30 protein-coding genes and 1 pseudogene are annotated in these 26,870 nt (G+C 45.1%); 17 read left to right on the forward strand and 14 right to left on the reverse strand.

Annotated elements, in window-relative coordinates:
• From BQ5809_RS05005 to BQ5809_RS05030, 6 genes and pseudogenes are all read left to right on the forward strand, one after another.
• Positions 1-223: pseudogene (locus BQ5809_RS05005) on the forward strand (hypothetical protein); the annotation flags it as partial.
• Positions 224-296: 73 nt separating this feature from the next.
• A complete protein-coding gene (locus BQ5809_RS05010; RefSeq protein WP_003787744.1) occupies positions 297-809 on the forward strand; it encodes a GNAT family N-acetyltransferase in 513 nt (170 codons plus the stop codon).
• Positions 810-876: 67 nt separating this feature from the next.
• Complete coding sequence (locus BQ5809_RS05015) at positions 877-1,071, forward strand: hypothetical protein (RefSeq protein WP_032827771.1); 195 nt, start codon at positions 877-879, stop codon at positions 1,069-1,071.
• Positions 1,072-1,123: 52 nt separating this feature from the next.
• Positions 1,124-1,507, forward strand: a complete 384-nt coding sequence (gene iscU / locus BQ5809_RS05020; protein WP_003787748.1) for a Fe-S cluster assembly scaffold IscU — start codon at positions 1,124-1,126, stop codon at positions 1,505-1,507.
• A 72-nt stretch (positions 1,508-1,579) separates the two neighbouring features.
• Positions 1,580-1,900: an iron-sulfur cluster assembly protein IscA gene (iscA, locus tag BQ5809_RS05025; RefSeq protein ID WP_003787750.1), complete on the forward strand. Its 321-nt coding sequence runs from the start codon at positions 1,580-1,582 to the stop codon at positions 1,898-1,900.
• A 100-nt stretch (positions 1,901-2,000) separates the two neighbouring features.
• A complete protein-coding gene (locus BQ5809_RS05030; protein WP_071461625.1) occupies positions 2,001-2,705 on the forward strand; it encodes an IS1 family transposase in 705 nt (234 codons plus the stop codon).
• A 195-nt stretch (positions 2,706-2,900) separates the two neighbouring features.
• On the opposite strand, the gene BQ5809_RS05035 is transcribed toward BQ5809_RS05030, so the two are convergent.
• The 5 genes from BQ5809_RS05035 to prfA all read right to left on the reverse strand — a co-directional run bounded on the left by BQ5809_RS05035 (position 2,901) and on the right by prfA (position 6,653).
• Positions 2,901-3,629 (reverse strand): lysophospholipid acyltransferase family protein, encoded by a 729-nt coding sequence (locus BQ5809_RS05035; RefSeq protein WP_032827772.1) that lies wholly within the window; start codon positions 3,627-3,629, stop codon positions 2,901-2,903.
• Positions 3,630-3,686: 57 nt separating this feature from the next.
• The gene (gene map / locus BQ5809_RS05040; RefSeq protein ID WP_003787755.1) at positions 3,687-4,463 is read right to left on the reverse strand and encodes a type I methionyl aminopeptidase; all 777 of its coding nucleotides are present in this window, start codon (positions 4,461-4,463) and stop codon (positions 3,687-3,689) included.
• Between the two features lie 330 nt (positions 4,464-4,793).
• A complete protein-coding gene (locus BQ5809_RS05045; RefSeq protein ID WP_003787757.1) occupies positions 4,794-5,288 on the reverse strand; it encodes a hypothetical protein in 495 nt (164 codons plus the stop codon).
• Positions 5,289-5,324: 36 nt separating this feature from the next.
• Complete coding sequence (locus tag BQ5809_RS05050; protein WP_223877602.1) at positions 5,325-5,525, reverse strand: acyl-phosphate glycerol 3-phosphate acyltransferase; 201 nt, start codon at positions 5,523-5,525, stop codon at positions 5,325-5,327.
• Positions 5,526-5,576: 51 nt separating this feature from the next.
• Positions 5,577-6,653, reverse strand: coding sequence for a peptide chain release factor 1 (gene prfA, locus BQ5809_RS05055; RefSeq protein WP_032827773.1), 1,077 nt, complete (start codon positions 6,651-6,653; stop codon positions 5,577-5,579).
• A gap of 193 nt (positions 6,654-6,846) precedes the next feature.
• Here prfA and BQ5809_RS05060 point away from each other — a divergent pair, with 193 nt between their 5' ends.
• Together BQ5809_RS05060 and BQ5809_RS05065 are read left to right on the forward strand one after the other, a co-directional pair.
• A complete protein-coding gene (locus tag BQ5809_RS05060) occupies positions 6,847-8,112 on the forward strand; it encodes a murein hydrolase activator EnvC family protein (protein WP_003787765.1) in 1,266 nt (421 codons plus the stop codon).
• Between the two features lie 105 nt (positions 8,113-8,217).
• Complete coding sequence (locus tag BQ5809_RS05065) at positions 8,218-9,843, forward strand: ABC-F family ATPase (protein WP_003787766.1); 1,626 nt, start codon at positions 8,218-8,220, stop codon at positions 9,841-9,843.
• Positions 9,844-9,894: 51 nt separating this feature from the next.
• Here BQ5809_RS05065 and pgeF read toward each other — a convergent pair whose 3' ends face one another.
• Positions 9,895-10,674, reverse strand: a complete 780-nt coding sequence (gene pgeF / locus BQ5809_RS05070) for a peptidoglycan editing factor PgeF (RefSeq protein ID WP_003787769.1) — start codon at positions 10,672-10,674, stop codon at positions 9,895-9,897.
• A gap of 149 nt (positions 10,675-10,823) precedes the next feature.
• On the reverse strand, positions 10,824-11,147 hold the full coding sequence (gene cyaY / locus BQ5809_RS05075) for an iron donor protein CyaY (protein WP_099046165.1): 324 nt from the start codon (positions 11,145-11,147) through the stop codon (positions 10,824-10,826).
• Between the two features lie 90 nt (positions 11,148-11,237).
• Between cyaY and lptM the strand changes: the two genes are divergently transcribed.
• The 9 genes from lptM (at position 11,238) to BQ5809_RS05115 (ending at position 19,337) form a co-directional block, all read left to right on the forward strand.
• Positions 11,238-11,399 carry an LPS translocon maturation chaperone LptM gene (gene lptM / locus BQ5809_RS11135; protein WP_003787775.1) on the forward strand — a complete coding sequence of 54 codons (162 nt, stop codon included), beginning with the start codon at positions 11,238-11,240 and terminating at the stop codon, positions 11,397-11,399.
• Positions 11,399-12,625 (forward strand): diaminopimelate decarboxylase, encoded by a 1,227-nt coding sequence (gene lysA / locus BQ5809_RS05080; RefSeq protein WP_003787776.1) that lies wholly within the window; start codon positions 11,399-11,401, stop codon positions 12,623-12,625. The genes lptM and lysA overlap by 1 nt, the downstream gene beginning before the upstream one ends.
• Before the next feature lie 185 nt (positions 12,626-12,810).
• On the forward strand, positions 12,811-14,496 hold the full coding sequence (gene pilB, locus BQ5809_RS05085) for a type IV-A pilus assembly ATPase PilB (protein ID WP_003787777.1): 1,686 nt from the start codon (positions 12,811-12,813) through the stop codon (positions 14,494-14,496).
• Between the two features lie 46 nt (positions 14,497-14,542).
• Positions 14,543-15,811, forward strand: a complete 1,269-nt coding sequence (locus BQ5809_RS05090) for a type II secretion system F family protein (RefSeq protein ID WP_003787779.1) — start codon at positions 14,543-14,545, stop codon at positions 15,809-15,811.
• Between the two features lie 11 nt (positions 15,812-15,822).
• Positions 15,823-16,725, forward strand: a complete 903-nt coding sequence (locus BQ5809_RS05095; protein WP_003787782.1) for a prepilin peptidase — start codon at positions 15,823-15,825, stop codon at positions 16,723-16,725.
• 1 nt (position 16,726) lies between these two features.
• Positions 16,727-17,335, forward strand: coding sequence for a dephospho-CoA kinase (gene coaE, locus BQ5809_RS05100; RefSeq protein ID WP_003787784.1), 609 nt, complete (start codon positions 16,727-16,729; stop codon positions 17,333-17,335).
• 114 nt (positions 17,336-17,449) lie between these two features.
• Positions 17,450-18,211, forward strand: coding sequence for a cell division protein ZapD (gene zapD, locus BQ5809_RS05105; protein ID WP_003787787.1), 762 nt, complete (start codon positions 17,450-17,452; stop codon positions 18,209-18,211).
• A gap of 19 nt (positions 18,212-18,230) precedes the next feature.
• Positions 18,231-18,707 carry a nicotinamide-nucleotide amidase gene (gene pncC / locus BQ5809_RS05110; RefSeq protein WP_003787789.1) on the forward strand — a complete coding sequence of 159 codons (477 nt, stop codon included), beginning with the start codon at positions 18,231-18,233 and terminating at the stop codon, positions 18,705-18,707.
• A 9-nt stretch (positions 18,708-18,716) separates the two neighbouring features.
• Positions 18,717-19,337, forward strand: coding sequence for an L-threonylcarbamoyladenylate synthase (locus BQ5809_RS05115; protein WP_003787790.1), 621 nt, complete (start codon positions 18,717-18,719; stop codon positions 19,335-19,337).
• Between the two features lie 74 nt (positions 19,338-19,411).
• Here the strand turns inward: BQ5809_RS05115 and BQ5809_RS05120 are convergent, their stop codons facing one another.
• From BQ5809_RS05120 to BQ5809_RS05150, 7 genes are all read right to left on the reverse strand, one after another.
• The gene (locus BQ5809_RS05120) at positions 19,412-20,605 is read right to left on the reverse strand and encodes an acetate kinase (protein ID WP_003787791.1); all 1,194 of its coding nucleotides are present in this window, start codon (positions 20,603-20,605) and stop codon (positions 19,412-19,414) included.
• Between the two features lie 109 nt (positions 20,606-20,714).
• On the reverse strand, positions 20,715-21,908 hold the full coding sequence (locus BQ5809_RS05125) for an oligosaccharide flippase family protein (protein ID WP_003787796.1): 1,194 nt from the start codon (positions 21,906-21,908) through the stop codon (positions 20,715-20,717).
• Entirely contained in the window at positions 21,905-22,177 is a 273-nt protein-coding gene (locus BQ5809_RS05130) for a hypothetical protein (RefSeq protein WP_003787798.1), read from the reverse strand. Before BQ5809_RS05130 ends, BQ5809_RS05125 begins: the two co-directional genes overlap by 4 nt.
• Before the next feature lie 69 nt (positions 22,178-22,246).
• The gene (gene pseI / locus BQ5809_RS05135; RefSeq protein ID WP_003787799.1) at positions 22,247-23,302 is read right to left on the reverse strand and encodes a pseudaminic acid synthase; all 1,056 of its coding nucleotides are present in this window, start codon (positions 23,300-23,302) and stop codon (positions 22,247-22,249) included.
• A gap of 154 nt (positions 23,303-23,456) precedes the next feature.
• Positions 23,457-24,536, reverse strand: coding sequence for a phospho-N-acetylmuramoyl-pentapeptide-transferase (gene mraY / locus BQ5809_RS05140; protein WP_003787801.1), 1,080 nt, complete (start codon positions 24,534-24,536; stop codon positions 23,457-23,459).
• A 120-nt stretch (positions 24,537-24,656) separates the two neighbouring features.
• The gene (locus BQ5809_RS05145) at positions 24,657-25,277 is read right to left on the reverse strand and encodes a hypothetical protein (RefSeq protein ID WP_003787803.1); all 621 of its coding nucleotides are present in this window, start codon (positions 25,275-25,277) and stop codon (positions 24,657-24,659) included.
• Positions 25,278-25,307: 30 nt separating this feature from the next.
• Positions 25,308-26,672: a UDP-N-acetylmuramoyl-tripeptide--D-alanyl-D-alanine ligase gene (locus tag BQ5809_RS05150; RefSeq protein ID WP_003787805.1), complete on the reverse strand. Its 1,365-nt coding sequence runs from the start codon at positions 26,670-26,672 to the stop codon at positions 25,308-25,310.
• Between the last annotated feature and the right edge of the window lie 198 nt (positions 26,673-26,870).

The raw sequence follows: 26,870 nt of genomic DNA on the forward strand, positions 1-26,870 counted from the left end.
TGAGCGTGAAGTATCAGAGCAATTGGGTTTAACTGTTGAGATTTCAAAGAGAATTCAAGATATTTCTTGGCATATTCTGCCCAAACGTTGGATTGTAGAACGAACGTTTGCATGGTTAGGTTGGTCTGGACGTTTAGCAAAAGATTTTGAGCAGACGAATTTATCTGCTGAAAATTTTGTTAAACTAGGGTATATTTCACAAATATTAAGATTTATCAAATAGTTGTTTGTGAATACAGGCTCTTAGTTTTCAGGTAGCCTGAATTTAAAATGTATATTTAGAGTAAAACAATGTTATGACTACTATAAATCCATACGTAGCTTTAATTAGCTTTCAAGAAGAATTCAATAAAAAGAGGATTATTCCAAAATTAATTAATCCAAATAAAAATTATTATTTAGAATTTGACAGACCTAATGGAATTCCAAGATTTACTTATGCTTTCATTATCCCAAGTAAGGTATCGCCAAGATTTAAAAGTGAAGTTAGAGCTATATGTCAAGTAGCCCCTGTTGAACCTTATTTTGATGGTAAAGCTGTATTTCAAATAGGTTGCGCTGTTTTAGAAAAATATCAAAATCAAGGATTAGCTAAAATTTTTGTTGCGGATTGTTTAGATATTTTTGCTAGTGAAATTATTTTACGTAATAATATAAAAGAAGGAATTTATTTTGAAGCTATTGTTGATAAAGATAATATTCCTTCACAAAAATTATTTGAATATTTAAAATTTCAAAAAGAAACAGAGACTGATGAAGGTGATTTTCAATATTTGAAATTTGTAAATGGCTTTCAACAACCTACATGATTGAAATTATTTTCAGGCAGCATAAATGCCCTTTAAGATTTAAGACGGCATCATTAAAATAAAAACCATGCAAAATAAATTCACACTAACCCTTGCCCAAAACCGTTTTCTTGCCAAGAAAAACATTGTGGCACTGATACACAGCATTTCGCGCTTGGAAAACGTGAACACCACTTTTCCGCAAACGCAAACCATTGTGGGCGGCGCATTGAATAATTTCAGCTTCGCGGAAACTCACTACGTTGGTTTTCAGGTGGCCTGAAACCTTTTTATTAACAAAAACCTTTATAAACAAAACACAAGGAACATACATCATGGCATATAGCGATAAAGTGATTGACCACTACGAAAACCCACGCAACGTCGGTTCATTCAACAAAGACGACAACGATGTCGGCACAGGCATGGTTGGCGCACCTGCTTGTGGCGACGTGATGAAATTGCAAATCAAGGTAAACGAACAAGGCGTGATTGAAGATGCCAAATTCAAAACCTATGGTTGCGGTTCGGCGATTGCGTCTTCTAGCTTGATTACCGAATGGGTAAAAGGCAAATCTTTGGACGAAGCGTTGGCAATCAAAAACAGCGAAATCGCAGAAGAATTGGAATTGCCACCGGTGAAAATCCACTGCTCAATTTTGGCAGAAGACGCGGTTAAAGCCGCCGTTGCGGATTACAAGAAAAAACAAGGCGCGTAAATAGGGCGCAGGCTGCTTGGGTGTTTAAAAGCAGCCTGCACATTATTCAATCAAAAAATCAAGGAAAAAACGATGATTACAGTAACGCAAAATGCGGCTCAACACATTCAAAATTTCTTGGCAAAACGCGGTAAAGGCGAGGGCATTCGCATTGGTGTTAAAACCAGCGGCTGTTCGGGCATGGCGTACACATTGGAATTTGTGGACGAAGTGCAAGCCGAAGACACGGTTTTTGAACAAGATGGCGTGAAAGTGTTTATCGACCCAAAAAGTTTGGTTTATTTGGACGGTACGCAAGTGGATTATCAAAAAGAAGGTTTGCAAGAGGGCTTTAAATTTGAAAATCCGAATGTGAAAGAAAGCTGCGGTTGTGGCGAGAGTTTCCACGTTTAATAGAAATATAGTGAATTAAATTTAGAGGTGGTGTCCTGAAAAGTGTGCTGTAAAAAAATAAGCAATAAAAAAGCAGCGAAAACAGAGTATATTTGAGTGTGTGAAAACAGAAATAACTCTAACTTGTCCTCGCTGCCAAGGACAAAATATAAAGAAAAATGGCTACTCTGGCAATCGTAAACAAAAATATTTTTGCAAAGATTTTTGTCGTAATTTTATTGGCGACCATAACCTTACCTATAAGGGTTGTCATTCCAAAGCTGATGAACAGGTTTGGAGAATGACCGTTAGAGGTTGTGGTATTCGCGATATTGCAGCAATTACGGGTTACAGCAAAGACAAAGTTCAGGCTGCTTTAAAACGCCATGAGTTTGAGCCATTTCCTAAACAAAAACATTACCCTACACTTGAAATAGACGAGTTTTGGACATTTGTCGGTAACAAGTCTAATAAAGTGTGGCTAGTCTATGCCTATCACAGAGAAAGTGGCGAAATTGTCGCTTACGTTTGGGGTAAGCGCGATTTAGCAACAGCGCGAGCACTCAAACGGCGTTTGAAAGAGTTGCGTGTAACCTATGACAGAATGGCGACCGACGACTGGGCTGCATTTTTAAATGTCTTTTCAAATGAAGAATGGCATCTAGTTGGTAAGCAACACACAGTTGGCATTGAGGGTAATAACTGTCGTTTACGGCACAAAGTAAGGCGAGCGTTTAGAAAAACGTGTTGTTTTTCTAAAAGTATGTTTTATCACAAGAAAGTTTTTGATTTAGCTTTCTTTGATATTCACTTTGGCATTGTTTAGTTTTACAGCACACTTTTCAGGACACCACCAATCTAGATTAGTACAGCGTTGCCAACTCCCTTATGTACTAGCTGTACACGGCGGTCGTTGTCGCCTTGTCCTAATCTAAATTTAATCCACTATAACAAAGTGCAAGCTGCTTTTAAATAGGCTGCTTGGATATTTAAAAGCAGCTTGCACTTTTTGTTGTTTGATTTAATCACGCTTGGCAAACGGCCCTACACCCGAAATCTTTTCTTGCTGCGCTTCAATCCACGTTTCGCAAGCGCGAGTGAGCTCGACTTCATTGCCTAAAGTGTGCGAAATCGGCTCACCAATCACAACGGTTATCGTGCCAGGGTGTTTCAAAAACGAGTTGCGCGGCCAAAATTCGCCGCTGTTCAATGCCACAGGCACCAAATCCATTTCAAACAATTTTGCCATGCGCGCGCCGCCCAATTTATAGCGACCGCGCTCGCCAGCAGGCATGCGCGTGCCTTCAGGGAAAATCGCAATCCAAAAGCCCTCGTTTTTACGCGCCATACCTTGTTCCAACAACATTTGCGTGGCTTTCGCACCTGCTTTGCGGTCGATGCCGATGGTTTTCGCCAGTTTCAAGCCCCAGCCAAAAAAGGGAATGTTGAACAATTCTTTTTTGGCGACATAGATTTGCAATGGGAAAATTTCTTGCAACGCCAGCGTTTCCCAGCCGCTTTGGTGTTTCGCGCAAATGATAGACGGCGTGCTGGGGATATTTTCTGCGCCACGCACCACATAGTTCAGCCCCACGATGTTTTTCAGCACCCAAAGCAGCATTTTCACCCATGCCAAGCCGACTTTGTTCACGCCTTTGTCAAACGGCAGCGCGAAAATCACGCAGATGAACATAATAGGCATAGAAAGGGGGAGAATAGTCCAATAGATTAAGTTTTTGATGTATAACATATTTATTGATTTCATATTTTCAGGCTGCCTGAAAATATCAAGCAGCCTGAAAGTGTTTTATGGACGACCTGTACGCGGAGAAATCGTCAAAATTTCGCACCCTGTTTCGGTTACCAAAACTTCGTGTTCCCATTGTGCGGACAATTTGCGGTCTTTGGTAACAACAGTCCAGCCGTCGTCCAAAATGCGCAGGTGGCGTTTACCTTGGTTAATCATCGGCTCAATCGTGAAAATCATACCGGGTTTCAGCACCAAACCTGTGCCTTTGCGACCGTAGTGCAGCACTTGCGGTTCGCAGTGAAATTCACGCCCAATGCCGTGTCCACAAAATTCCTGCACCACAGAATAACCTGCGTTTTCAGCCACTTGCTGACACGCGTAACCAACGTCGCCCAAAGTTGCGCCTGATTTCACAGCAGCAATGCCTGCCATCATGGATTCGTGGGTTACGTCAATCAGGCGTTGTGCCTGTGGGCTGATTTTGCCCACTGCAAACATACGGCTACTGTCGCCGTGGAAACCGTCTTTTTTGATGGTTAAGTCGATATTGATGATGTCGCCTTCTTTGAGCGGTTTGTCGTCTGGAATGCCATGGCAAATCACGTGGTTCACTGATGTGCAGCATGATTTTGGATACGGCGGATTGCCGTAGTGCAAAGGTGCTGGGTAGCCGCCTTGTACGTTTACATGGTAATCGTAAACCAGTTTGTCAATTTCGTTGGTGGTGATGCCTGGTTTGATAAAATCGCCAATATAATCCAATGCTTCGGCAACCAAACGACCGAGTTCACGCATTTTGTCTTGTTCTTCTGGGGTGGTGATGATAACTGCCATTTTTTAAAAGTCTCTTTCTGTTTTTAAATTAGTTAATAGGTGGATTTTAAATTATCTGAACATCTGGTTCTAACAAAATATCATCGTCAGAACCTGAAAATAATTGGTTGATTTTATAGTGAATTAAATTTAGATTAGTACAGTGTTGCCAACTCCCTTATGTACTAGATGTACACGGCGGTCGTTGTCGCCTTGTCCTAATCTAAATTTAATCCACTATATCATTCGCTAAATTATCAAAATCATCAGGTACATCAAACGATTGATTTAAAAATCCAATCCATTTTTGGATAATTTGCATGATATTTTCCTTTCAGGCTACCTGAAAAGCTAATTTCCCATTATTGGCAATTCAGGCAAAACTCTATCATTTGCCAACGCATCGCATAATTTAGCGAAAAATTCTGCAGTCTTTTGATGATAAATTTTTTGCATATTTTCATTATCAATAAACATTTCTATTTCGCTACGCACCAATATCATGCTATATAAATTTTCTTGATATTCAGTAGAAAACGGCAAAATTTCCCAAACTGGACTATCTATTTTCAAATAATCTAATTTATTTGCTAGTAAATCTAGCATTTCTCGGATAACAAGCATTTTTTCATCATGCCCATATTGATTACTAATTATTTGAAGAATATCATTTTTCACTTGATTACCACGATAATTCACCCACCACAATTTTGTATAAATTTCATCGGGAAAATGATTTTTCGCGCAATCCGTATTTAGCCATTGTTCAAAATCGGCTGCCGATTGGCGACCAGTTAAAAACGGCAGCAATTTCCAAAACCATTTGGGTAATGATGAATTTTGCATGATATTCCTTTCAGGCTGCCTGAAAATTATTCCATATCATTGAACAGGCAATTTTTGCAAAACCGTTTCGGCTGAATCCGATTGAATGGCTAACCAATTTGCTTTAAAACCAAATGCAATCGGATTATCAGAAATTGTGGATATTTCAGGCTGCTGAATGGGCTTTTGCGCCAACGCAGAATTAGGCATCAATAAATGCCAAATTGCCAAGCATAATCCAGTCAAATATTTCTTCATGATTTTCCCTTTCAAAGCAGCCTGCATCAAATATGCAGGCTGCTTTTTGCTTTAATCCCCCATTGCCGCCAACAATTCCGCCTGATGTTCCGCAATCAACGCGCTGGTAATTTCTTCCATATCACCGTCCATCACAAAATCCAATTTATGCAAGGTCAAATTGATACGATGGTCGGTTACGCGCCCTTGCGGATAATTGTACGTGCGAATGCGCTCGCTACGGTCGCCGCTACCAATCAACGATTTGCGCTCGGCGGCTTCTTTGGCTTGGGCTTCGCGTTTTTGCTTGTCGTTCAAACGCGCCGCCAAAACTTTCATCGCTTGCGCTTTGTTGGCGTGTTGGCTGCGACCGTCTTGGCATTCCACCACCATGCCTGTGGGCAAGTGGGTAATGCGAATCGCGGAATCCGTTTTGTTGATGTGCTGACCACCTGCGCCACTTGCGCGGAATGTATCAATGCGTAAATCATTGGGATTTAACTGAATTTCTTCCAATTCGTCCGCTTCGGGCATCACAGCAACGGTACACGCGGACGTGTGAATGCGCCCTTGGCTTTCGGTTGCTGGCACACGCTGAACACGGTGTCCGCCCGATTCAAATTTCAATTTGCTGTACGCACCCAAACCGATTAAACGCACAATCACTTCCTTATAGCCGCCCAAATCGCTTTCGCTGGCGGACACGATTTCCGTTTGCCAACGATTGCGCTCGGCAAATCGGCTATACATTCTCAATAAATCGCCTGCAAATAATGCCGCTTCATCGCCGCCTGTGCCTGCGCGAATTTCAATGAAAATATTTTTATCATCGTCCGCATCTTTGGGCAGCAGCAATTTTTGTAATTCAAAATCAAGCTGTTCAATTTTGATTTTGGTGGCTTCAATTTCTTCGGCGGCAAATTCTTTCATGTCGGGGTCAGACAACATTTCTTGCGCGTCCGTCAAATCGCTTTCGGCTTGGCGATATTGTTGGTAGGTTTCCACGATTGGGGTCAATTCCGCGTGTTCTTGGTTGAGTTTGCGGTAAGTGTCCATGTTTGCTGTGGCTTCGGGCGAACCGAGCAAGGCGGTTACTTCTTCCAATCGGTCGGCTAGGGTTTGGAGTTTGTCTAAAATACTGGGTTTCATAATACAGATAGAAAGTGCAGGCTGCTTTTTGCGTAAACAAAATGCCAACAATGCAAATAGTGAAAAAAAATAGCGTAATTATACGCGAAAACGCTAAAAAAGCAGCCTGCACTTTGTTTGGCATGAACAAAATTGGTGTAAACCTGTTTTGCTTATATAATGCGTTCTTTTTTATGAATTTGAATACAGTGTTATGAAAATCACAGCATGGATTGGCGCGGTTTTTTTGTTGATGGGAACAGTCGTGCAAGCTGCACCCGATACCGCGCCCGAAGCATCAAGCAGCAAATTACAAAACATTCGCCAAGCGATTGATGCCACGCAAAAAGATTTGGCTGTTAAGCAAGAAGCGCATCGCAAGGCGCAGCAAACCTTGGCACAAGCCAAAGCCGCATTGGCAGCCGCGCAGCGTGAATTGATCGCAATGAACCGTCGCCGTGAAGTCGCATGGCAACGCTTACAAAAATTGCAGGGCGATTTGTCTAAATTGCAAGCCGAAATCGCCAACAGCAAAGCGCAAATCGCTCGTTTGTTGGTGGCGAACTATCGCAATCGCCAGCCACACGCGGTGGCGTTGTTTTTGAAAAACGCCGATTCCAATCAAAAAAGCCGATTTTTGACTTACACGCGCTTAATCAATCAATCCAACGACCAAGTGATTCAAAAATTAGCGGTGCAGGAAAAAGAGTTGGCAGTACAAGAAAAAGCCGTCAATGACCAAGTTGCCAAACTGCAAGCCTTGGTAAATGAGCAACAACAAAAAATGCAGCAACTGGGACAAACGCGCAGCCAAGCGCAAGCCACCAGTCAAAAATTGAATCAAGAAATGGCAAGCAGCCGCAGCCGATTGGCACAACTGCGCGAAGACGAACAACGCCTAAACAGCGTGGTAGCAGGCATTATGTCGCGTCAAAGCGCACAACGCCGCGCCGAAGCCGAAGCGCGTACCCAAGCCGCACGACAACGTGTAGAACAAGCAGCCAAAGCGCAAAACGAGTTGAGCGAAGCCGAATTGGCAGCCGCGCCGCCAGTCATCAAACCCGAACCCAAACCAGAGCCAAAACCTGTGGAAAGCAATGTCGGCAATCGTCAAGGCAATTTGCCGATGCCAACATCGGGGCGCGTGGCAGGCAGCTACGGCAGCACACGTGCAACAGGCGGCACTTGGAACGGCTTGTTTATTGAGACGGCATCGTCTGGCGTACAAAGCGTTGCAGCAGGCACGGTCGCCTATGCCGCCAATTTGCGTGGCTTTGGCAACACCGTGATTATTGACCACGGCGATGGCTATATGTCCACCTATGCAGGGTTGAGCCAAATTGCCGTCAGCAATGGCAGCCGTGTGGGCGCACGCCAAAACATTGGCACAAGCGGCACATTGCCAGCAGGCGAACAAGGTTTGTATTTTGAATTGCGCTATCGTGGCAGAGCGATTAATCCGCGTTCTTGGGTGCGATGAGTTTGAATAACAAAGCAGCCTGCATTTTTTGGAAACAGAAAGTGCAGGCTGCTTTTGTGATAAAATCGCGCCGTTTTTTTATTTTGTAAACAGGTAAACAATAACATGATTTCTACCAACAACATCACCATGCAATTTGGCGCAAAGCCATTGTTTGAAAACGTATCGGTTAAATTTGGCGAAGGCAATCGCTACGGCTTGATTGGCGCGAATGGCTCGGGTAAATCCACATTCATGAAAATTTTGGGCGGCGATTTGGAGCAAACTTCGGGCGAAGTTGCGATTGAAAACGGCGTGCGTTTGGGTAAATTGAAGCAAGACCAATTTGCTTACGAAGACATGCGCGTGTTAGATGTCGTGATGATGGGACACGTTGAAATGTGGGCGGCGATGACCGAACGTGATGCGATTTACGCCAATTTGGAAGCGACCGAAGACGATTATATGCACGCGGCTGAATTGGAAGCAAAATTTGCGGAATATGACGGCTACACGGCGGAGGCTCGTGCAGGCGAATTGCTGCTGGGTGTGGGCATTGAAGAATCTTTGCACAACGCGACCATGGCAGAAGTGGCTCCGGGGTTTAAATTGCGTGTATTGTTGGCACAAGCCTTGTTTTCCAAACCAGATGTTTTGCTGCTGGACGAGCCTACGAATAACTTGGACATTAACACGATTCGTTGGCTGGAAAACATGTTGAATCAATATGATAGCACCATGATTATCATCAGCCATGACCGCCACTTCTTGAACGAAGTTTGCACCCACATGGCGGATTTGGATTACAACACGATTACGATTTACCCTGGTAATTACGATGATTATATGTTGGCATCGGCTCAATCGCGTGAACGTGCGATGAAAGATAATGCCAAAGCCAAAGAAAAATTGCAAGAATTACAAGAATTTGTGGCGCGTTTCTCTGCGAACAAATCCAAAGCGCGTCAAGCAACCAGCCGCCTGAAACAAGCCGACAAAATCAAAGCGGAAATGGTGGAAGTCAAACCTTCTACCCGTCAAAATCCGTTTATTCGCTTTGAAATGGACGAGAAAAATAAATTGCACCGTCAAGCCGTTGAAGTGGAAAATTTGGCGAAATCGTTTGATAAGACATTGTTTGAAAAGCTGTCTTACATTATGGAAGCAGGTCAGCGTTTGGCGATTATCGGCCCGAATGGTTCGGGTAAATCCACGTTGTTGAAATTGTTGGCAGGCGCGTTCAATCTCGAATATGCAGATGGTGTTACGCCCGATGCTGGCACGATTAAATGGGCGGAAAAAGCGACAGTTGGCTACTATCCGCAAGACCACGAAAAAGATTTTGATTGCGATATGGATTTGAGTGAGTGGATGCGCCAATGGGGTCAGGAAGGTGATGATGAACAAGTGATTCGCGGCACGTTGGGGCGTTTGTTGTTCGGCAGCAATGACGTGGTGAAAAAAGTGAAAGTGTTGTCGGGTGGCGAAAAAGGTCGTATGTTGTATGGCAAACTTTTGTTGTTGAAAACCAATGTGTTAATCATGGACGAGCCGACTAACCACATGGACATGGAAAGCATTGAATCGCTGAACATGGCGTTGGAAAAATACAAAGGCACGTTGATTTTTGTGTCGCATGACCGTCAATTTGTGTCGTCTCTTGCCACGCAAATTATTGAATTGGACGGCAAAGGTGGTTATGAATATTACTTGGGCGATTACGAAAGCTATTTGGATAAAAAAGGCGTTTAACCGATAAAAAGCAGCCTGCACTTTGGGGATTGAAAGTGCAGGCTGCTTTTGCTATTTTTCCAACCAAATCGCGTTAACCATACGCCCCGTTTGCCCATCGCGACGATACGAGAAAAACGTGTCGCGCTCCAACACGGTGCAATGTTCGCCGCCCGAAATTTGGGTAACGCCTTCGTGTTGCAAAATCAACCGCGCCAACGCATAAATGTCCGCCAAATATTTGCCGTTGCCAATCGGCTCAAAGGCATTGCTGGCTTGTGGTAGCTCGGTGCAAAAAGCGTCCCATACGTCTTGCCCGACTTCAAAGGCTTCTGCGCCAATCGCGGGGGCAAGATACGCCATAATCTCGGTGGGCGCGACTTTCATGGCGTCAATCGTTTGTTGCAACACGCCATTTGCCAAGCCACGCCAGCCTGCGTGTGCTGCGGCTACCACTGTGCCTGCGTGGTCGCAAAACAGCACAGGCAGGCAATCGGCAGTCATCACGGCACACGCCACGCGCCCTGAATCGTCCCAAGACGCATCGGCATCGGCAAGCGTGTCCACACACAAAGCAGCCTGCACCACATCGGTGCTGTGCGTTTGATTCAGATACACCATCGGCACAGGAACGTGTTGTTGCAAAATGGCGCGATTTTGCGCGACAGCAGCAGGGTTATCGCCCACATGTGCGCCTACGTTTAAGCTGGCAAATGGTGGCTGGCTCACACCGCCATTGCGCGTGCTAATCAGCGTTTTCACGTTTTTGGGCGTAACCCAGTTGGCACGAAAAAAGCAGCCTGCAATCGGTTCAGGCAAATCAATCGCACGGTTTAAGTTGTTGGTATTCATGGTTTAATCCTTGTGATTTTAAAGTGCAGGCTGCTTTTATAGTGAATTAAATTTAGATTAGTACAGCGTTGCCAACTCCCTTATGTACTAGCTGTACACGGCGGTCGTTGTTGCCTTGTCCTAATCTAAATTTAATCCACTATATTTAATTACGCCACAAAAGCAGGAATCACCACACGCTCGCCCAATGCCGCGCTCAACGCTTCGTTTAGCACCGCAAAAAACTCGCTTTGGTCGCGTGTTGCCAGCCATGCGCCATTTTGGTAGGCAAAATGATAGCCGCCGCTTTTGGCTGCAATCCACAATTCTTGGTTGGGCGTGTGGCGGTTCACAATAATTTGCGTGCCATCGTCGGCTTCAATCGTCAGCACGTTGCCAGCAGGCAGGCAATCAAAATCGTAGTTATCCAATTCGTTTTCAATGTGGGCGAACAGCGCGTCAGAATGTTGCAAAAATTCGGTTTCGGTCATGATTTATGTTTCCAAATAATTTAAAATGTCGCGCATTTTGCCAGTTTTTAAAGCAGCCTGCACTTTTTTATTCCCCTAAATTTTGTGATTATTATGAAAAATATTGCTTATTTACTTTTATCTTTACAACTTGTCGCTTGCGGTTTTAAGGGCGATTTGTATCTACCCAAAGAAAATGACGATGCTAAATTCGGTGCAATCCAAACAGGCATCGATTTTAAACGCACACCAACCAATCCAACCGAGAAAAAATAATGAAAACCTGCGAAAACGTCTCTTTTGAACAACTGGCAAACCAATTCGGCACGCCACTTTATGTGTACAGCGAAAATGCGCTGACCCAAGCCTATCGCGCCTATGAACAGGCATTTGAATCAAGCAAGTCATTGATTTGTTATGCGATTAAAGCCAACAGCAATTTGAGCATTATTCAGCATTTTGCCAAGCTGGGCAGCGGTTTTGACACGGTGTCGGGTGGCGAAATTGCGCGAGTGCTGGCAGCAGGTGGCGCGGCAAACAAGATTATTTTTTCGGGCGTGGGCAAAAGCGTGGCGGAAATGGAATTCGCGCTCAACGCAGGCATTAAGTGCTTTAACGTAGAAAGTTTGCCCGAATTGGACAGATTGAACGAAGTGGCAGCGCGTTTAGGCAAAATCGCGCCTGTGTCGTTGCGAATCAACCCCGATGTGGACGCGAAAACGCATCCGTATATTTCCACAGGCTTGAAAGAAAACAAATTTGGCATTGCGATGGCGGACGCAGAACGCGCGTATCAACACGCAAGCAGCCTGCAACATTTGAACGTGGTCGGCATTGATTGCCACATCGGTTCGCAATTAACCGATTTGTCGCCGTTGGTGGAAGCGTGCGAGCGCATGTTGCTGTTGGTGGACAAATTGGCAGCGCAGGGCATTGTGTTGCAACATATTGACTTGGGCGGCGGCGTCGGCATTGTGTACAAAGACGAACAAACGCCCGATTTGGCAGAATACGCTCAAGCCGTGCAAAAATTGTTGGCAGGGCGCGATTTGGGCTTGGTGTTAGAGCCAGGTCGCAGCTTGGTGGGCAACGCAGGCACATTGCTAACGCGCGTCGAATTTATCAAACAAGGCGAAGAGAAAAACTTTGTGATTGTGGACGCAGCGATGAATGATTTAATGCGCCCAGCTTTGTATCAAGCCTATCATCACATTGAAAACGCGAGCGATAAAAAGCAGCCTGCAATGTTTGCCGATGTGGTTGGCCCAATTTGCGAAACAGGCGACTTTTTGGCGCAAAACCGCGAAATCGTGGCAGAACAAGGCGATGTGTTGCTGGTTCGCAGCGCAGGTGCGTATGGCGCAAGCATGGCGAGCAATTATAACACCCGTTGCCGCGCCGTCGAAGTGTTGGTGCAAGGCGATAATGTGCGCGTGATTCGCCAGCGCGAGACGTTGGACGATTTGTTGCGTTTAGAACAGACCTGTTTGCAAAACACATAAAAAGTGCAGGCTGCTTTTGCCAAAAAAGCGGATTTGTGTTGTGCAGATGAAACGTGATATGCACAAAAACTTTACATTTTCTGCATTAAACTAACAGAGTGGCGATTATCTTGTATAATCGCCACTATTGTTGACTTTATTTTAAGTAGCGCAAACACGCTGCTTCGTAGCATAGGAACGATCCCATGAGCGCAGGTTTATTGCGAATTTTGGTACAGAAAAAACTCGTACCACAAGAGAATTTAGCCAAATATCAAGAAGCGATTAAAGCCGATAAACCGATTTTGGCTTCCATTTTTGCCGACAAGCTGATTACACCAGAAGACTTGGCAGAGCTGTGTGCCACCATGTTTAACTATCCGATGTTGGATTTAAACTTCTTCCCACGCAGCAAAATCGTCCCTGATATTTTGGATGAATCGCAAATGATGGAATTGCGCTGCATTCCATTGTTTAAGCGTGGTAAAAAATTGTATTTGGCGGTGTCTGACCCAACCAATATCCAAAATTTGCAAAAAGTCGTGTTCAGCAGCGGCTTGGCGATTGATTTAGTGATTGTGCGCGATGATCAATTAAATACCGTGTTGGAATGGTTTGGTCAAAGCAATAGCAGCCTGCTTAAAGAAATGGGCATGGACAGCAGCCTGCAAGAAGCACAAGCCCAAACAGGCATGATTGTGGATGGCGAAGAAGAAGAGGACGGCCCTGTTGCCCGTTTCATTCAAAAAATTCTGCACGATGCCGTGACATCGGGTGCGTCCGATATTCACTTTGAGTTCTATGAATTTATGGCGCGTGTGCGTTTCCGTACAGACGGTCAGTTGCGCGAAATCGTACAGCCACCATTGGCATTGCGTAGCCAGCTGGCATCGCGCATCAAGGTAATGGCGAAACTGGATATTTCTGAAAAGCGCGTCCCACAAGACGGACGTATTCAGTTGCAATTTTCTAAAAATACCAAAGCGATTGACTTTCGTGTGAACACCATGCCGTGTTTGTTTGGCGAAAAAGTCGTGATGCGTATTTTGAACTCCGATGCCGCCAGCTTGAACATTGACCAACTGGGTTTTGAAGACTTCCAGAAAAAATTGATTATGGACGCGATTTATCGTCCATACGGCATGGTGCTGGTAACAGGGCCTACAGGCTCGGGTAAAACCGTATCGCTTTACACCTGCTTAAACATTTTGAATACCGATGACGTAAACATCTCCACCGCGGAAGACCCTGCGGAGATTAACTTACCAGGCATCAATCAAGTAAACGTAAACGACAAACAAGGCTTAACTTTTGAAGCTGCGCTAAAAGCATTCTTGCGTCAAGACCCAGACATCATCATGATTGGTGAGATTCGTGACTTGGGTACAGCCGATATTGCGATTAAAGCCGCACAAACAGGTCACATGGTGTTCTCAACCTTGCACACCAACAATGCCCCAGCCACCTTGTCGCGTATGTTGAACATGGGTGTTGCGCCGTTTAATATTGCATCGGCAGTGAACTTGATTATGGCGCAGCGTTTGGCACGTCGTTTGTGCAGCGCGTGTAAAGCCCCAATGGAACGTCCGCCTGAAAATGTATTGCGCGATGCAGGTTTTACTGACGAAGATTTGGCAAAAGATTGGACAATGTATCGTGCCGTAGGTTGTGATGCGTGTAAAGGCAAAGGCTACAAAGGTCGTGCAGGCTTGTACGAAGTGATGCCGATGACGGAAAAAATGAAAGCCGTTATCATGAAAGGCGGTACAGAAGTGGATATTGCTAACATTGCCTATGAAGAAGGTTTGTGCGATTTGCGCCGTTCTGGCTTGCTCAAAGTGATGCAAGGTGTAACCACTTTGGAAGAAGTGATTGCGACAACTAACGAGTAATTTTGATTATCTATTTGTATTTTAATTATTATTTAAAGGAAATAACATGGCTGCAAAAAAACCTGTTAAAAAAGCATCTGTAAAAAAAGCAGCGGCTGCCAAGCCTGTTAAGAAAGAAAAAGGCAATCGCTACCAGTTTGAAGGTCGCAATTTAAGTACCGATTCAATCGTACGTGGCGAAGTGATTGCTAAAAATGAAGACGAAGCACGTCAGAAGTTAGCGCGTCGCCAAATTAAGGTGTTGCAACTGACTAAAATGAAAAAGGCAAAAGATAAGAAAATTACTTCTGCCGACATTGCGGTGTTTACGCGCCAACTTTCTACCATGATGAAAGCAGGTTTACCATTGATGCAAGCGTTTGATATTGTGGCAAAAGGTCATGCCAATGCATCTATGACTGCCATGCTGATGGAAATTCGCAACGATGTGGAACAAGGTGAAGCATTGGGCGATTCGTTTGCTAAGCACCCTAAATATTTTGACAAATTCTATTGCAACTTGGTTGCCGCAGGTGAGGCAGGCGGTGTATTGGAAGGCTTGTTAGACAAACTGGCAACCTATAAAGAAAAAACCGAAGCGATTAAGAAAAAAGTGAAATCGGCTTTGACTTACCCAATTTCTATTGTGGTGGTGGCGGTTGCCTTGGTGATTGTGATGATGATGTTCGTGTTGCCAGAGTTTGGTAAGGTGTACAGTAGCATGGGCGCAGAATTGCCACCGTTGACGCAATTTATGATGAATATTTCCAATGCGTTTGTGGAATTTGGTTGGTTGATTATTTTGGCTTTGATTGGCGGTGTGGTTGCGCTGATTCAATTCCATAAGAGATCTCATGCGTTCCAGAAAAAAGTGGATACATGGTTGTTAAAAACGCCAATTTTTGGTGATATTGTTCGTAAAGCAACGATTGCACGTTGGGCACGTACTACTGCAACCTTATTTACTGCGGGTGTGCCATTGGTGGAAGTATTGGATTCGGTAGCTGGTGCAGCAGGTAATATTATTTACGAAGAAGCCACTCGCGAAATTCGTTCCAAAGTAAACCAAGGTATTTCTTTGACATCGGGTATGCAGGCAACTAATTTATTCCCGAACATGGTAGTGCAAATGGCTTCCATTGGTGAAGAATCTGGCGCGTTGGATGATATGTTAAACAAAACCGCTGAATTCTATGAAGACGAAGTTGATGCTGCGGTGGGAATGTTGTCATCTTTGATGGAACCCATCATTATGGTGGTATTAGGCGGTATCATTGGTGTGATTCTGGTCGCAATGTACTTGCCATTGTTTAACTTGGGTAATGTAGTGGCATAAAGTTAGCGTATATGAACAATTTGGAAATTTGGATTGCGCTACTTTTCGGCTTACTCATCGGCAGCTTTTTAAATGTGGTCATTTATCGGCTGCCCGTGATGCTTAACCGCGATTGGACAGAAGCAGCCTGCGAGCAACTCAATATCAACGATGAATTTTGGCAAAAGCAGCCTGCATCCGTAGAACAAGGTCTGCGCGAACACTTTGGCTTAAACCGTGCTGTGTCAGGCACATTCAACTTGATGACACCGCCATCGCGTTGTGGCAACTGCGGTTCAGCCGTGCGTCCTTGGCAAAACATTCCTGTGTTGAGCTGGTTGATGTTGCGTGGCAAATGTGCAGGCTGCCACAAACCCATTAGCATTCGCTATCCTTTGGTAGAACTACTCACAGGCGTGTTGTTTGCGGTAATGGCATTCAAGTATGGCTGGACTTGGTACACCGTAGGCGCGTGTTTGTTTACCGCTTATGTCGTTGCCATGACCTTTATTGATGCCGACACCCAACTTTTGCCCGATGACTTAACCATTCCATTGATGCGCTGGGGCTTGTTGTTTAACTTGCTTACAGGCTTCATTCCGCTAACGCAATCGGTTTGGGGCATGTTGATTGGCTACATGAGTCTGTGGACGCTGTCGCAAACCTATAAACTAATTCGTGGCGTGGACGGCATGGGCGCAGGCGATTTCAAAATGCTGGCTGCGATTGGTGCGTGGCTGGGTGCATGGATTTTGCCTGTGGTGATTTTTGCTGCGGCGATGGTGTTTTTGGTGGTTGCCATTATTCGGGGCATTGGCAAAGAACAGCCAATGGCATACGGCCCGTGTTTGGGCGTTGCCGGCTGGTTGGTCTTTTTGTTTTACGATGTGGTGATGCGTGGCGTAACAGCTTGGCTCACTGGGTCGGGTTTCTGACATGACAGCTTGGATTGGATTAACAGGCGGAATCGGCAGCGGCAAATCACAGGTCGCTGCCTGTTTTGCTTTGTTGGGCGTGCCTGTGATAGACGCAGACAAAGTCGCCAAACAATTAACGCAAACGCCCAACAGCACGGCAATGCAGCAAATTGCCGCCGAATTTGGCACGCAGGTTTTGGATAGTGCAGGCTGCCTTGACCGTGCGGCAATGCGCGAAATCGTGTTTGCCGACACGCAAGCACGGCAGCGTTTGGAAGGCATTTTGCACCCTTTGATTTTGCAAGATATTCAAATCGCCCAAGCAGCCTGCACCAATGCGGTTTATGGCGTGATTGAAGTCCCCACGCTTATTGAACACCCAACTTTTCAGCAGTTGGTGTTGCGTATTTTGGTGGTCGGTTGCGATGAAAAAGTGCGGATTGAGCGCGTGATGCAGCGCAGCGGTTTGACAGAAGCGGCGGTTCGCGCCATTATGCAGGCGCAGGCAAGCGACAGCGAGCGTTTACAATACGCAGACGATTATTTAGACAATACAAGCAGCCTGCACGATTTACGCGATGCGGTGGAAAAGCTGCATCAAAAATATAGCCAAATTGTAGTGAAATGAAATAAAAATAGGACAAGGCGACAACGTCCGCCGTGTGCAAATAGCACATAAGGACGTTGGTAACGTCGTACTACTGCGATTTCATTTCACTATATATCAATAGGAAAAAAATAAATGCTACGTTTTGACCACCCACTTTCAGAGCGCGTTCGCAGTCTTATTCGTATTGAACACCTGTTCAATCGTTTCAATCACACCATGCAAAGTGATGACAAATGGTCGCACCATGTGGCGTTGAGCAGCTTGTTTGAGATTATGGATTGCTCGTCCAGAGCGGAACTGAAACTGGATATTTTGCAGGAATTGGAACGCCAGCGACAGGCGGTTCGCAACAAGGGTAACCGCGCGTTGTTGGACAGAATTCAAAAAACTTCGCAAGATTTGCAAGATGTGCAACAAAAATTCGGGCAACATATCCGCGAAAATGAGTGGCTAATGGCGTTGAAACAGCGCATTGTGGTGGCAGGTGGTACAACGCCCGTAGAATTGCCCAGCTATTATTTTTGGCAAAAGCAGCCTGCACAACAAAGACGCGAAGATTTGCATCGTTGGAGTCAAGTGATGATGCCAACTTATCACGCCACTAATTTGTTGCTGGAAATTTTGCGCGCTAATCAAAGAGTGCTGGATTGCAAAGCCGTGCAGGGCAATTATGAACACAATCGCTTGGCGCAAAGCGTGCATTTGTTGAGCATCGAAATCGTGAAAGATGAAGACGTATTGCCCGAAGTATCGGCAAACAAATACTTTACCCATGTGCGATTTGTGCAGGCGAGCCGAGACAGTATGCGTGGCAAACAAACCGATAAAAATATTGATTTTAAAATGATTATTTGCAGTTTTGATGAAGATGTCCCCACATTGCAGGTTGCTTGAATTTGGATAAACGATTTTTATGACACGAATTGAATACATTGCGAAAACCTTAACCGAGCGCAAACAAACCGTTACCTGCGCCGAATCGTGCACAGGCGGCTTATTGTCGGTAGCTTTGACCAGCGTGGCAGGCAGTTCCGCCTATTTTGAGCGCAGTTTTGTCACCTATTCCGACCAATCCAAACGCCAGTTGTTGAACGTGAATGACAGCACTTTGCGACATTATGGCGCAGTCAGCGAAGAAACGGTGCGCGAAATGGCATTGGGCGCACTCATCGCGTCCAAATGCGATTATGCGTTGAGCATTTCGGGTATTGCTGGTCCTGATGGCGGCACGGCAGACAAACCAGTTGGCACGGTGTGGTTTGGTTTTGCGACCAAACGCCGCATTTGGGCAAAGCAATACCGATTTTCGGGCAACCGCGAGCAAGTACGCCAACAAGCCGTGCAATATGCTTTGGCGATTTTGGAACATTACTTAAAAACGGAAAACTAGGAGCAAGCCATGGCGCAACTGTTTGTGATTCACCCCGACAATCCGCAAGAAAGATTGATTAAGCAAGCCTGCGAAATCGTGCGTCAAGGCGGTGTGGCGGTGCTGCCGACCGATTCTTGTTACGCGCTGGTGTGCCAGTTGGGCGACAAAACCGCAATGGAACGCATTTTGTCTATCCGCAAAATTGATTTAAAGCATCATTTAACCCTGCTTTGTGCCGATTTGAGCGAACTGGGAACGTATGCCAAAGTGGACAACAGCCAATTTCGCCAGCTTAAAATGACCACGCCTGGGGCATATACTTTTATTTTGCCTGCTAGCAAAGAAGTCCCCAATCGCACTTTGCATCCAAAGCGCAAAACGATTGGTTTGCGCGTGCCAGATAATGCGATTGCGCTGGCGTTGTTGCGCGAATTGGGCGAGCCGTTGTTGTCGTGTACTTTGATGTTGCCCGAAGACGATGAGCCGTTATCCGACCCATACGAAATCCGCGAGCGTTTGGAGCATTCGGTGGATTTGGTGATTGATGGCGGTTGGTGCGGCACAGAGCCAACGACTGTGATTGATATGACCGATGGCACGGAATTGGTGCGACAAGGGAAGGGCGATATTGCACCGTTTGGTTTATAAAACATATAAAAAGCAGCCTGCACTTTTTGAATAAATCCAAAGTGCAGGCTGCTTTTTTACATTTTTCGATTCAATTACAAGCCAGACAAACGCGCCGTGTCTTGTGCAATCATCAATTCTTCGTTGGTTGGGATAACCACAGCTTTAACTTTGCTATCCGCAGTTGTGATGATGCCTGCTTTGCCAAAACGAGCAGCGATGTTGGCATCTTTATCCACGTTTAAGCCCAAGAACGCGCAGTAGTTCAACACTTTTTCGCGGATAATGTCGGAATTTTCGCCAATGCCGCCTGTGAACACCACTGCGTCCAAACCGCCAGCCGCAACCGCCATAGAAGCCACATATTTCGCCAAACGATACGAGAAAATTTCCAACGCTAAAACTGCGCCTTCGTGTCCGCTCAATGCTTCTTCTTCAATCACACGGCAGTCGCTAGACAATTCAGAAATGCCCAACAAACCGCTTTCTTTGTTCAAAATGTCGGTAACTTGTTGTGTGGTCAAGTTCAAATTGTCTGCCAAGAATGAGAACACGCTAGGGTCTACATCGCCAGCGCGTGTACCCATTACCAAGCCTTCCAGCGGAGTCAAGCCCATGCTGGTGTCCATCGATTTACCGTTGCGAATGCCTGCAATAGACGCGCCGTTGCCCAAATGCGCTACGACCAATTTCAGATTATTTTCGTCTGCGCCCAAAAATTGTGCGGCTTCGTGTGCCACAAAACGGTAGCTTGTGCCGTGGAAACCATAACGGCGCACGCCCAAATCGCGGTAGAACTTGCGTGGAATGGCATAAGTGTAAGCGTGTTGTGGCATGGTTTGGTGGAACGCGGTGTCAAACACAGCCACGTTTGGCAAACCTTTGAAAATGTCTTGTGCGGCGCGAATGCCCAACAAGTTTGCTGGGTTGTGCAATGGCGCGAGTGGGATACATTTTTCAATCGCAGCAATCACGTCGTCAGTAATCAACACTGATTCGCTGTATTCTTCGCCACCGCTCACCACACGGTGACCGATTGCGCCGATTTGGCTTTCCAAGCCCATGGCTTTCAATTTGTCCAACATCGCACCCACTGCGCCTGTGTGGTTAGGTTGCGCGGTCAATTCCACTTTTTCTTTTTGACCGTTTACTTTGAACGTGATGTAGGCATCAGCCAAACCCAATTTTTCGCCCAAGCAGCTCAACAATACATCGCCGTTTTCGCTGTTCAATACCGCGCCTTTTAATGAAGACGAACCGCAGTTCAATACCAAAATCAATTTAGACATTTCATTTATCCTATTTGTGTTTACCAAAGTGCAGGTTGCTTTGCCTGCGAAAAACGTGCTATTTTAACTGATTTTGCAGGGGTTTGTCAGCACAAAGCAGCCTGCACTATTATTTTGGTTCGCGTACAAAGTAATACAAAATCGGTAAAATCGCTACGTTGCCTGCAATCATGGCATACGGTATCCATTGTAAGCCGAGCGATGCGCTGGCAAACAACGCCGCCAAATACACGCCTGTGGACATGAGCGAAATGCTGGCGATGAGTTTGTTTTTTGCGTGGTAAAACAGATAATTCACCAATAAATAATAGGGAATAGTTAAACCAAATCCAATCAAAAATAGGCAAATATAATTTTGTGTGCCGATGTAGTTCGCACCCAAAAACCATGTAAACCACGCTTCGGGCAACATGAATGCGATGAGGGCGAAAATCGGCGAAATCAATAGGCTGCATAATGCCCATTTTCGTATTTTGGTGGCGTGCAGGCTGCTTTGTTTGAGTGCTTGATAATAATACGGCACGGTGGCTTTGTTTACCGCCATTAAAAACACGCTAACGATGCTGGCAAGTTGCAGTGCGGCGGCGTAAATGCCGAGCTGTTCGGCTGGGTATTGTTGGTAAATCACAATGCGGTCGAGTTGTCCTTTGACAAAGCCGCTTGCATGGTGCAGCAGTAGCGGTACGCCAAACGCGAAAATATAGCTGGCTGAATAATAAAATCGTTGCCAAGTTAGGCGTGGTTTTCGTTCTTTTTGTACGATAAAATAAGCGGTTAGCGCGATAATTGCATTCGCCACAAATAGCGCGGTAAAACGCATGGTAATCGGTTGTTGTGTGGTTAATTCTAGCGCAGTAACCGTTAAAATGCTGCTCAAAACGCCGCTGCCGATTTGAATGGCGGTGTAGGCTAGGGCGCGTTTTTGGCATTGGCGATAGGCAAGTTGGCTGCCTAACACGGTTTGCGTGGCGGCAGCAAAAATCACGGCGGCGAGTACCAACGATTGTTGTTGCCATGTGAATAGCAGGCTAATCGCGGTTAAGGCGAAAATGTAAATATAGCCTGTTATCATCACGTTAGGCAGATTGCGTTTGCCGTAAAAATAATAGTAGCGCGTGAGTGCGCCGTCTTGGCTTAAACCGAATACTATCGCCAATAGTGATACAAGTGTTTGATAATACGATAATTCGCCAAATCCAGCCGTGCCGAGTTTGCGCGTCAGATAGGGCAGCAGCAAAAAGGGCAGGGCTTTGGCAAAGAGTTCGCCGAATAGGTAGATGAAGCTGTCTTTTAGGATTTTCATTGCAGGAAATAGACGACAATATAGGCGATAAAGCCCACAATGGGAATGAGCTGGAATAGGGCGTGTTTTTTGGTGGTGATGTCTTGTCGCAGGCGCGCCATAATTGCCGTAACCAATATGTATTTAAACAAGAAAACGGCAGCGCATGACATAATAATGCCGTTGATTAAATAGTCGGTTGGGTTGTTGGCTGGCGCAAGCGCAAACCATGCAATCAGCGCAATCGGAATGATGATGACAGTAAGCCAGCGTAAAGCGATTGGATTCATAATTTAATTGGCAAAAAATAAACAAAGCAGCCTGCATTTTACTATACAAAGTGCAGGCTGCTTGAAAACTTATTTTGCAACACAATCCCAAGAAGTTTTGGTATTGGCAACAATATCTTGCGTAACCCGTTTGCCAATCAATTCATCGTAAAATTTCGGCGACAAACCAAAACCTGGGCGCACGCTGCGAATGCACGTTTCATCAATCACATCGCCCGCTTTCATGTCTTTGACGAAATACAGCGAACGGCGGAATTGCGCGTTGCCTTGTTCGCTGGATTTGAGCGCGTATTCCACGTTGCCCAACGCTTGCCAAGCCGTTTTCGTATCGTGGCAAAGGGCTTGCAAATCAGCAGGTTCTAACGAAAAACTGTCATCTGCGCCGCCGCCGTTTCGGTCTAGTGTGAAATGTTTTTCAATCACACACGCGCCTAAAACCACGCTTGCCACAGCCGTTGTGTTGTCAAGCGTGTGGTCGGACAAGCCCACCAATGTGCCAAAACGCGCTGCCATATCGGGCAAAGTCCGCAAATTGTAGTCGGCGGCAGGGGCAGGGTAGCCACTCACGCAATGCAGAACAACCAATTCTTTGTTGCCTGCGTCTTTGGCAGTGGCAATCGCTTCCGCAATTTCGTCCGCGTCCGCCATGCCTGTGGAAATAATCATCGGTTTGCCTGTCTGTGCGACATAGCGAATCAATGGCAAATCAATGACTTCAAACGATGCGATTTTGTAAGCTGGCGCGTCCAAACTTTCCAACAAATCCACCGCGCTAAAATCAAATGGCGAACTGAAAATGGTGATGTCTTGCTCTTTTGTGTATTCAAACAAGGGTTTATGCCAATCCCACGGCATATGCGCTTTTTCGTACAATTCGTGCAGCGATTGACCGTCCCACAAACCGCCTGTTTGAATCATAAATTCAGGATTGCGGCTGTTGAGCGTAATCGTGTCGGCGGTGTAGGTTTGCAATTTAACTGCGTCCGCGCCTGCTTTTTTTGCTTCGTCAATGATTTTGAACGCGGTTTGCAGGCTGCCGTTGTGGTTGGCAGACATTTCCGCGATGATGTAGGGCGCGTAATCTGCACCGATTTTGCGATTATTGATTGTGATGTGTGGATTCATGTTTTATTCCAGATAATTTAGTGATAATTAAAAGCAGCCTGCATATTTTAAAGTGCAGGCTGCTTTGGTAATATAGTGAATTAAATTTAGATTAGTACAGCGTTACACGGCGGTCGTTGTCGCCTTGTCCTAATCTAAATTTAATCCACTATAATTAACGAATTTTCAATGTACTCAACCCAATCAACACCAAAATAATCGTAATAATCCAAAAGCGCACCACCACTTGCGTTTCTTTCCAGCCTTTTTGCTCGTAGTGATGATGAATCGGTGCCATTAGGAAAATGCGCTTTTTGGTGCGTTTATACCAGCCCACTTGCAGCATCACGCTCAACGCTTCCACCACAAACAAGCCACCCATAATCACGAGTACAAATTCTTGGCGAATAATCACGGCAACCGTACCCAATGCCGCGCCCAATGCCAACGCGCCCACGTCGCCCATGAATACTTGCGCTGGATAAGCGTTAAACCATAAAAAGCCCAAACATGCTCCACACATCGCCGCGCAGAAAATCACCACTTCATTCGCGCCAGCCACATACGGTAGTTGTAAATAAGATGAAAATTGCGCGTGTCCTGTTACATAAGCAAAAATTGCCAAACCGCCAGCCACCAGCACCACGGGGAACGATGCCAAGCCGTCCAAACCGTCGGTTAAATTGACTGCGTTAGACGTGCCAACAATCGTCAGATAGCTCAAAATCAAAAAGCCCACCACGCCCAAAGGCAACGCCACTTGCTTGAAAAACGGCACAATCAAAATATTGTTTGCCGAGTTTTCCGCCAAGAAAAACAACGCCAAGCCTGCGCCCAAAGCCACCACCGATTGCCACACCATTTTGAATTTTGCCGACACGCCATTGGGGTCTCTATGTACCACTTTGCGCCAGTCATCGTAAAAACCCAGCGCGCCCGTTGCCAACGTTACCGCCAACAAAATCCAAATATAGGCGTTTGCCCAGTTGCCCCACAGCAGAGTGGAAATCGCAATCGTGGCTAAAATCAATGAGCCACCCATAGTTGGCACATTTTTGACTAAATGTGTTTTAGGACCATCGGTACGAATGGGTTGTCGCATTTTTAATTTGGTTAATTGACGAATCGTCCAAGGTCCTAGCAGTAAGCTAAACATCAAAGCCGTCAATGCCGCCATTACCGCGCGAAAAGTCGTGTATTGGAAAACATTTAACGCCGAAATCCAATCGCTCAACTGAGCCAACCATAAAAACATCTTATATTCCTTACAAATTTAATTTAAAAATTGGTTTAAAAAGCAGCCTGCACGTTTAATACAAATCGCCCAATATTCTGAATCAATATAAATCAAGCAAAATAAAGTTTGCTCTGTGATTTATTTTTCCTGCTTAAACTCAAACCCACATCGCTCGGTAATTTGCCGCTGCACTTTATCACGCAACGCTGAATATTTTACGTTTTCCGTTTCAGGCAGCCTGAACGCGGGCAATTTTATCCATTTATGCAGCAAACTTTGGCTATGAAATGGCGCAATCGTCGCACCACGTTGCAAAGGCGACATCACGCTGACCATTTGGCGCATTAAATCCAAATGCACATAAATCACCGTGTGTTGCGCTCGATTCATTTGCTGATTAATCAATTTCGGCATAAAAATCCATTGTAAAACGCCTAAAACTATAAAAATAATCAATGTATTTATATACGTCAGCGGCATTTCTTTGCTAATCATTTCGTGCAACAAAAATTTGTCAATCATGACCCAGCTAATACAGGGAATAGCCGTTCCTACCAAGCTACCCCATTTAACTCTATTAGCAGAAACATTTGAATTACTAGCTAAAATTTTCGCAGGCTGCAACACTGTCCACACAATTTGCTTGCGCCCATTTTGCAAATTCTGTTCCACTTGGCGCAAAACCGCTTTCGCTTCTTCATCATAATCACGAGTAAAATCAACCATTTGGTTAGAATGTTTAGTGTTTACATCTTGCATGATTTCCTCTGTTTTCAGGCAGTTTGAAACTTAATTTTCCACCACTAATGCCTCAACTACTTCTTCCATCTTCATAAACCGCGAACCCTTAACCAACACACTTGCATTTTCGGGTAAATCATGTGTCAATGACAAAATCAACGGGTCTTTATCCACAAACCATAAACCGTCCGCGCCAAACTTTTCGGCTGCCTGAACGCTGTTTTCGCCAACAAAATACGCCAATTCAATACCTAGATTTTTTGCGTAAATGCCGATTTCTTCGTGCATTTTAGGGGCTTCGTTTTCGCCTAATTCGCCCATATCGCCCATCACAAATACATGTGGCGCAGGCATTTTCGCCAACACATCTAATGCCGCTTTCATGCTGTCGGGATTGGCATTGTAAGTGTCATCTAAAATGGTACTGTTTTTGATGCCGTGTTTGACTTGTAAACGTCCTTTAATGTTCGCAAAATTCGCCAAACCGCGTGCAATTTCCGTGAATTTTACGCCGCCTGCCAATGCCAAAGTTGCCGCCGCGCACGCATTACTCACATTGTGTTTGCCCGCAACAGGTAATGTAATGTGAACACGCTCCGAACCTTGTACCAAATCAAATTCACTCACAAGCGGTTGTAATTTCACATTTTCTGCATGAATATCGCCTTGCGCAAAACCAAATGTTTGCGTTTGTAACCCCAAATCTTTGCAGGCTGCCTGAAAAATCGGTAAGTTCGCATCATCAATTGGCAAAATTGCTAAACCATCTTGTTGAATGCCTTGATAGATTTCACTTTTTGCGCGTGCAATATCGTCCACGCCATTAAATCCGCAACCAATATGCGCCCGCATTGCGTTGTTCACAAGAGCGACATTCGGCTGCGCAATTTGCGTTAAAACCGCCAATTCGCCAAAATGGTTCATGCCCATTTCAATGACAGCATAACGATGACTTTCGCGTAAATTCAATAATGTAAGCGGTAAACCAATGTGATTATTGAAATTGCCAGCCGTTGCTAACACCGCGTCCGCGCCGAATTTTTCGCGCAACACGGTCGTCAACATTTCTTTGACGGTGGTTTTGCCGCTAGAACCTGTTATACCAAATACGAATGGATTAATGACTTGACGCCAAGCTTTCGCCAATTTTTGTAATGCAATCAAAGTGTCATCAACTTTCAGGCAGCCTGAAACACCAACAAAATCATCACGCGACACCAACGCCAACGCGCCTTTTGCCAACACGTCTGCTACAAAATCATGCGCGTCATGATTTTCGCCAATCAATGCCACAAATAAATCTCCTGATTGAGCTTGTCGGCTGTCTGTGATGATGCGGTTAATGGGTTGGTTATTTTCTGGTTGCGGTAAATTTAATGCAGTGCAAATAAAATTTAAATCTAATGTTTTCATATTTTTTATATAATTAAATATTTCAGTTAATTAGATATATTTAATGAATTATTTTTCATTAAATATAAACCCTGATTGATTGATAAAATCATTTAATTTATTCTTTTTGAAACTCTCTGCTGATTTTATTTTATCAATATGATTAAGCACTGGTATTTCAACAACTCCAACCAAAATAAGCATTAGGCAAATTTGGAA

The organism is Kingella kingae ATCC 23330 (genome assembly GCF_900111845.1).
Taxonomy (GTDB): Bacteria; Pseudomonadota; Gammaproteobacteria; order Burkholderiales; family Neisseriaceae; genus Kingella; species Kingella kingae.

Excerpts from the sequence above, each read along its gene's own strand:
- BQ5809_RS05125 (WP_003787796.1), bottom strand. The coding sequence starts at position 21,908 with ATGAAAATCCTAAAAGACAGCTTCATCTACCTATTCGGCGAACTCTTT.
- coaE (WP_003787784.1), top strand. The coding sequence starts at position 16,727 with ATGACAGCTTGGATTGGATTAACAGGCGGAATCGGCAGCGGCAAATCA.
- lysA (WP_003787776.1), top strand. The coding sequence starts at position 11,399 with ATGAAAACCTGCGAAAACGTCTCTTTTGAACAACTGGCAAACCAATTC.
- zapD (WP_003787787.1), top strand. The coding sequence starts at position 17,450 with ATGCTACGTTTTGACCACCCACTTTCAGAGCGCGTTCGCAGTCTTATT.
- BQ5809_RS05045 (WP_003787757.1), bottom strand. The coding sequence starts at position 5,288 with ATGCAAAATTCATCATTACCCAAATGGTTTTGGAAATTGCTGCCGTTT.
- pncC (WP_003787789.1), top strand. The coding sequence starts at position 18,231 with ATGACACGAATTGAATACATTGCGAAAACCTTAACCGAGCGCAAACAA.
- pgeF (WP_003787769.1), bottom strand. The coding sequence starts at position 10,674 with ATGAATACCAACAACTTAAACCGTGCGATTGATTTGCCTGAACCGATT.
- BQ5809_RS05130 (WP_003787798.1), bottom strand. The coding sequence starts at position 22,177 with ATGAATCCAATCGCTTTACGCTGGCTTACTGTCATCATCATTCCGATT.
- BQ5809_RS05065 (WP_003787766.1), top strand. The coding sequence starts at position 8,218 with ATGATTTCTACCAACAACATCACCATGCAATTTGGCGCAAAGCCATTG.
- prfA (WP_032827773.1), bottom strand. The coding sequence starts at position 6,653 with ATGAAACCCAGTATTTTAGACAAACTCCAAACCCTAGCCGACCGATTG.
- pilB (WP_003787777.1), top strand. The coding sequence starts at position 12,811 with ATGAGCGCAGGTTTATTGCGAATTTTGGTACAGAAAAAACTCGTACCA.
- iscA (WP_003787750.1), top strand. The coding sequence starts at position 1,580 with ATGATTACAGTAACGCAAAATGCGGCTCAACACATTCAAAATTTCTTG.
- BQ5809_RS05090 (WP_003787779.1), top strand. The coding sequence starts at position 14,543 with ATGGCTGCAAAAAAACCTGTTAAAAAAGCATCTGTAAAAAAAGCAGCG.
- BQ5809_RS05145 (WP_003787803.1), bottom strand. The coding sequence starts at position 25,277 with ATGCAAGATGTAAACACTAAACATTCTAACCAAATGGTTGATTTTACT.
- BQ5809_RS05060 (WP_003787765.1), top strand. The coding sequence starts at position 6,847 with ATGAAAATCACAGCATGGATTGGCGCGGTTTTTTTGTTGATGGGAACA.
- BQ5809_RS05050 (WP_223877602.1), bottom strand. The coding sequence starts at position 5,525 with ATGAAGAAATATTTGACTGGATTATGCTTGGCAATTTGGCATTTATTG.
- BQ5809_RS05095 (WP_003787782.1), top strand. The coding sequence starts at position 15,823 with ATGAACAATTTGGAAATTTGGATTGCGCTACTTTTCGGCTTACTCATC.
- BQ5809_RS05120 (WP_003787791.1), bottom strand. The coding sequence starts at position 20,605 with ATGTCTAAATTGATTTTGGTATTGAACTGCGGTTCGTCTTCATTAAAA.
- BQ5809_RS05035 (WP_032827772.1), bottom strand. The coding sequence starts at position 3,629 with ATGTTATACATCAAAAACTTAATCTATTGGACTATTCTCCCCCTTTCT.
- BQ5809_RS05150 (WP_003787805.1), bottom strand. The coding sequence starts at position 26,672 with ATGAAAACATTAGATTTAAATTTTATTTGCACTGCATTAAATTTACCG.
- BQ5809_RS05115 (WP_003787790.1), top strand. The coding sequence starts at position 18,717 with ATGGCGCAACTGTTTGTGATTCACCCCGACAATCCGCAAGAAAGATTG.
- mraY (WP_003787801.1), bottom strand. The coding sequence starts at position 24,536 with ATGTTTTTATGGTTGGCTCAGTTGAGCGATTGGATTTCGGCGTTAAAT.
- map (WP_003787755.1), bottom strand. The coding sequence starts at position 4,463 with ATGGCAGTTATCATCACCACCCCAGAAGAACAAGACAAAATGCGTGAA.
- BQ5809_RS05015 (WP_032827771.1), top strand. The coding sequence starts at position 877 with ATGCAAAATAAATTCACACTAACCCTTGCCCAAAACCGTTTTCTTGCC.
- iscU (WP_003787748.1), top strand. The coding sequence starts at position 1,124 with ATGGCATATAGCGATAAAGTGATTGACCACTACGAAAACCCACGCAAC.
- lptM (WP_003787775.1), top strand. The coding sequence starts at position 11,238 with ATGAAAAATATTGCTTATTTACTTTTATCTTTACAACTTGTCGCTTGC.
- BQ5809_RS05010 (WP_003787744.1), top strand. The coding sequence starts at position 297 with ATGACTACTATAAATCCATACGTAGCTTTAATTAGCTTTCAAGAAGAA.
- pseI (WP_003787799.1), bottom strand. The coding sequence starts at position 23,302 with ATGAATCCACACATCACAATCAATAATCGCAAAATCGGTGCAGATTAC.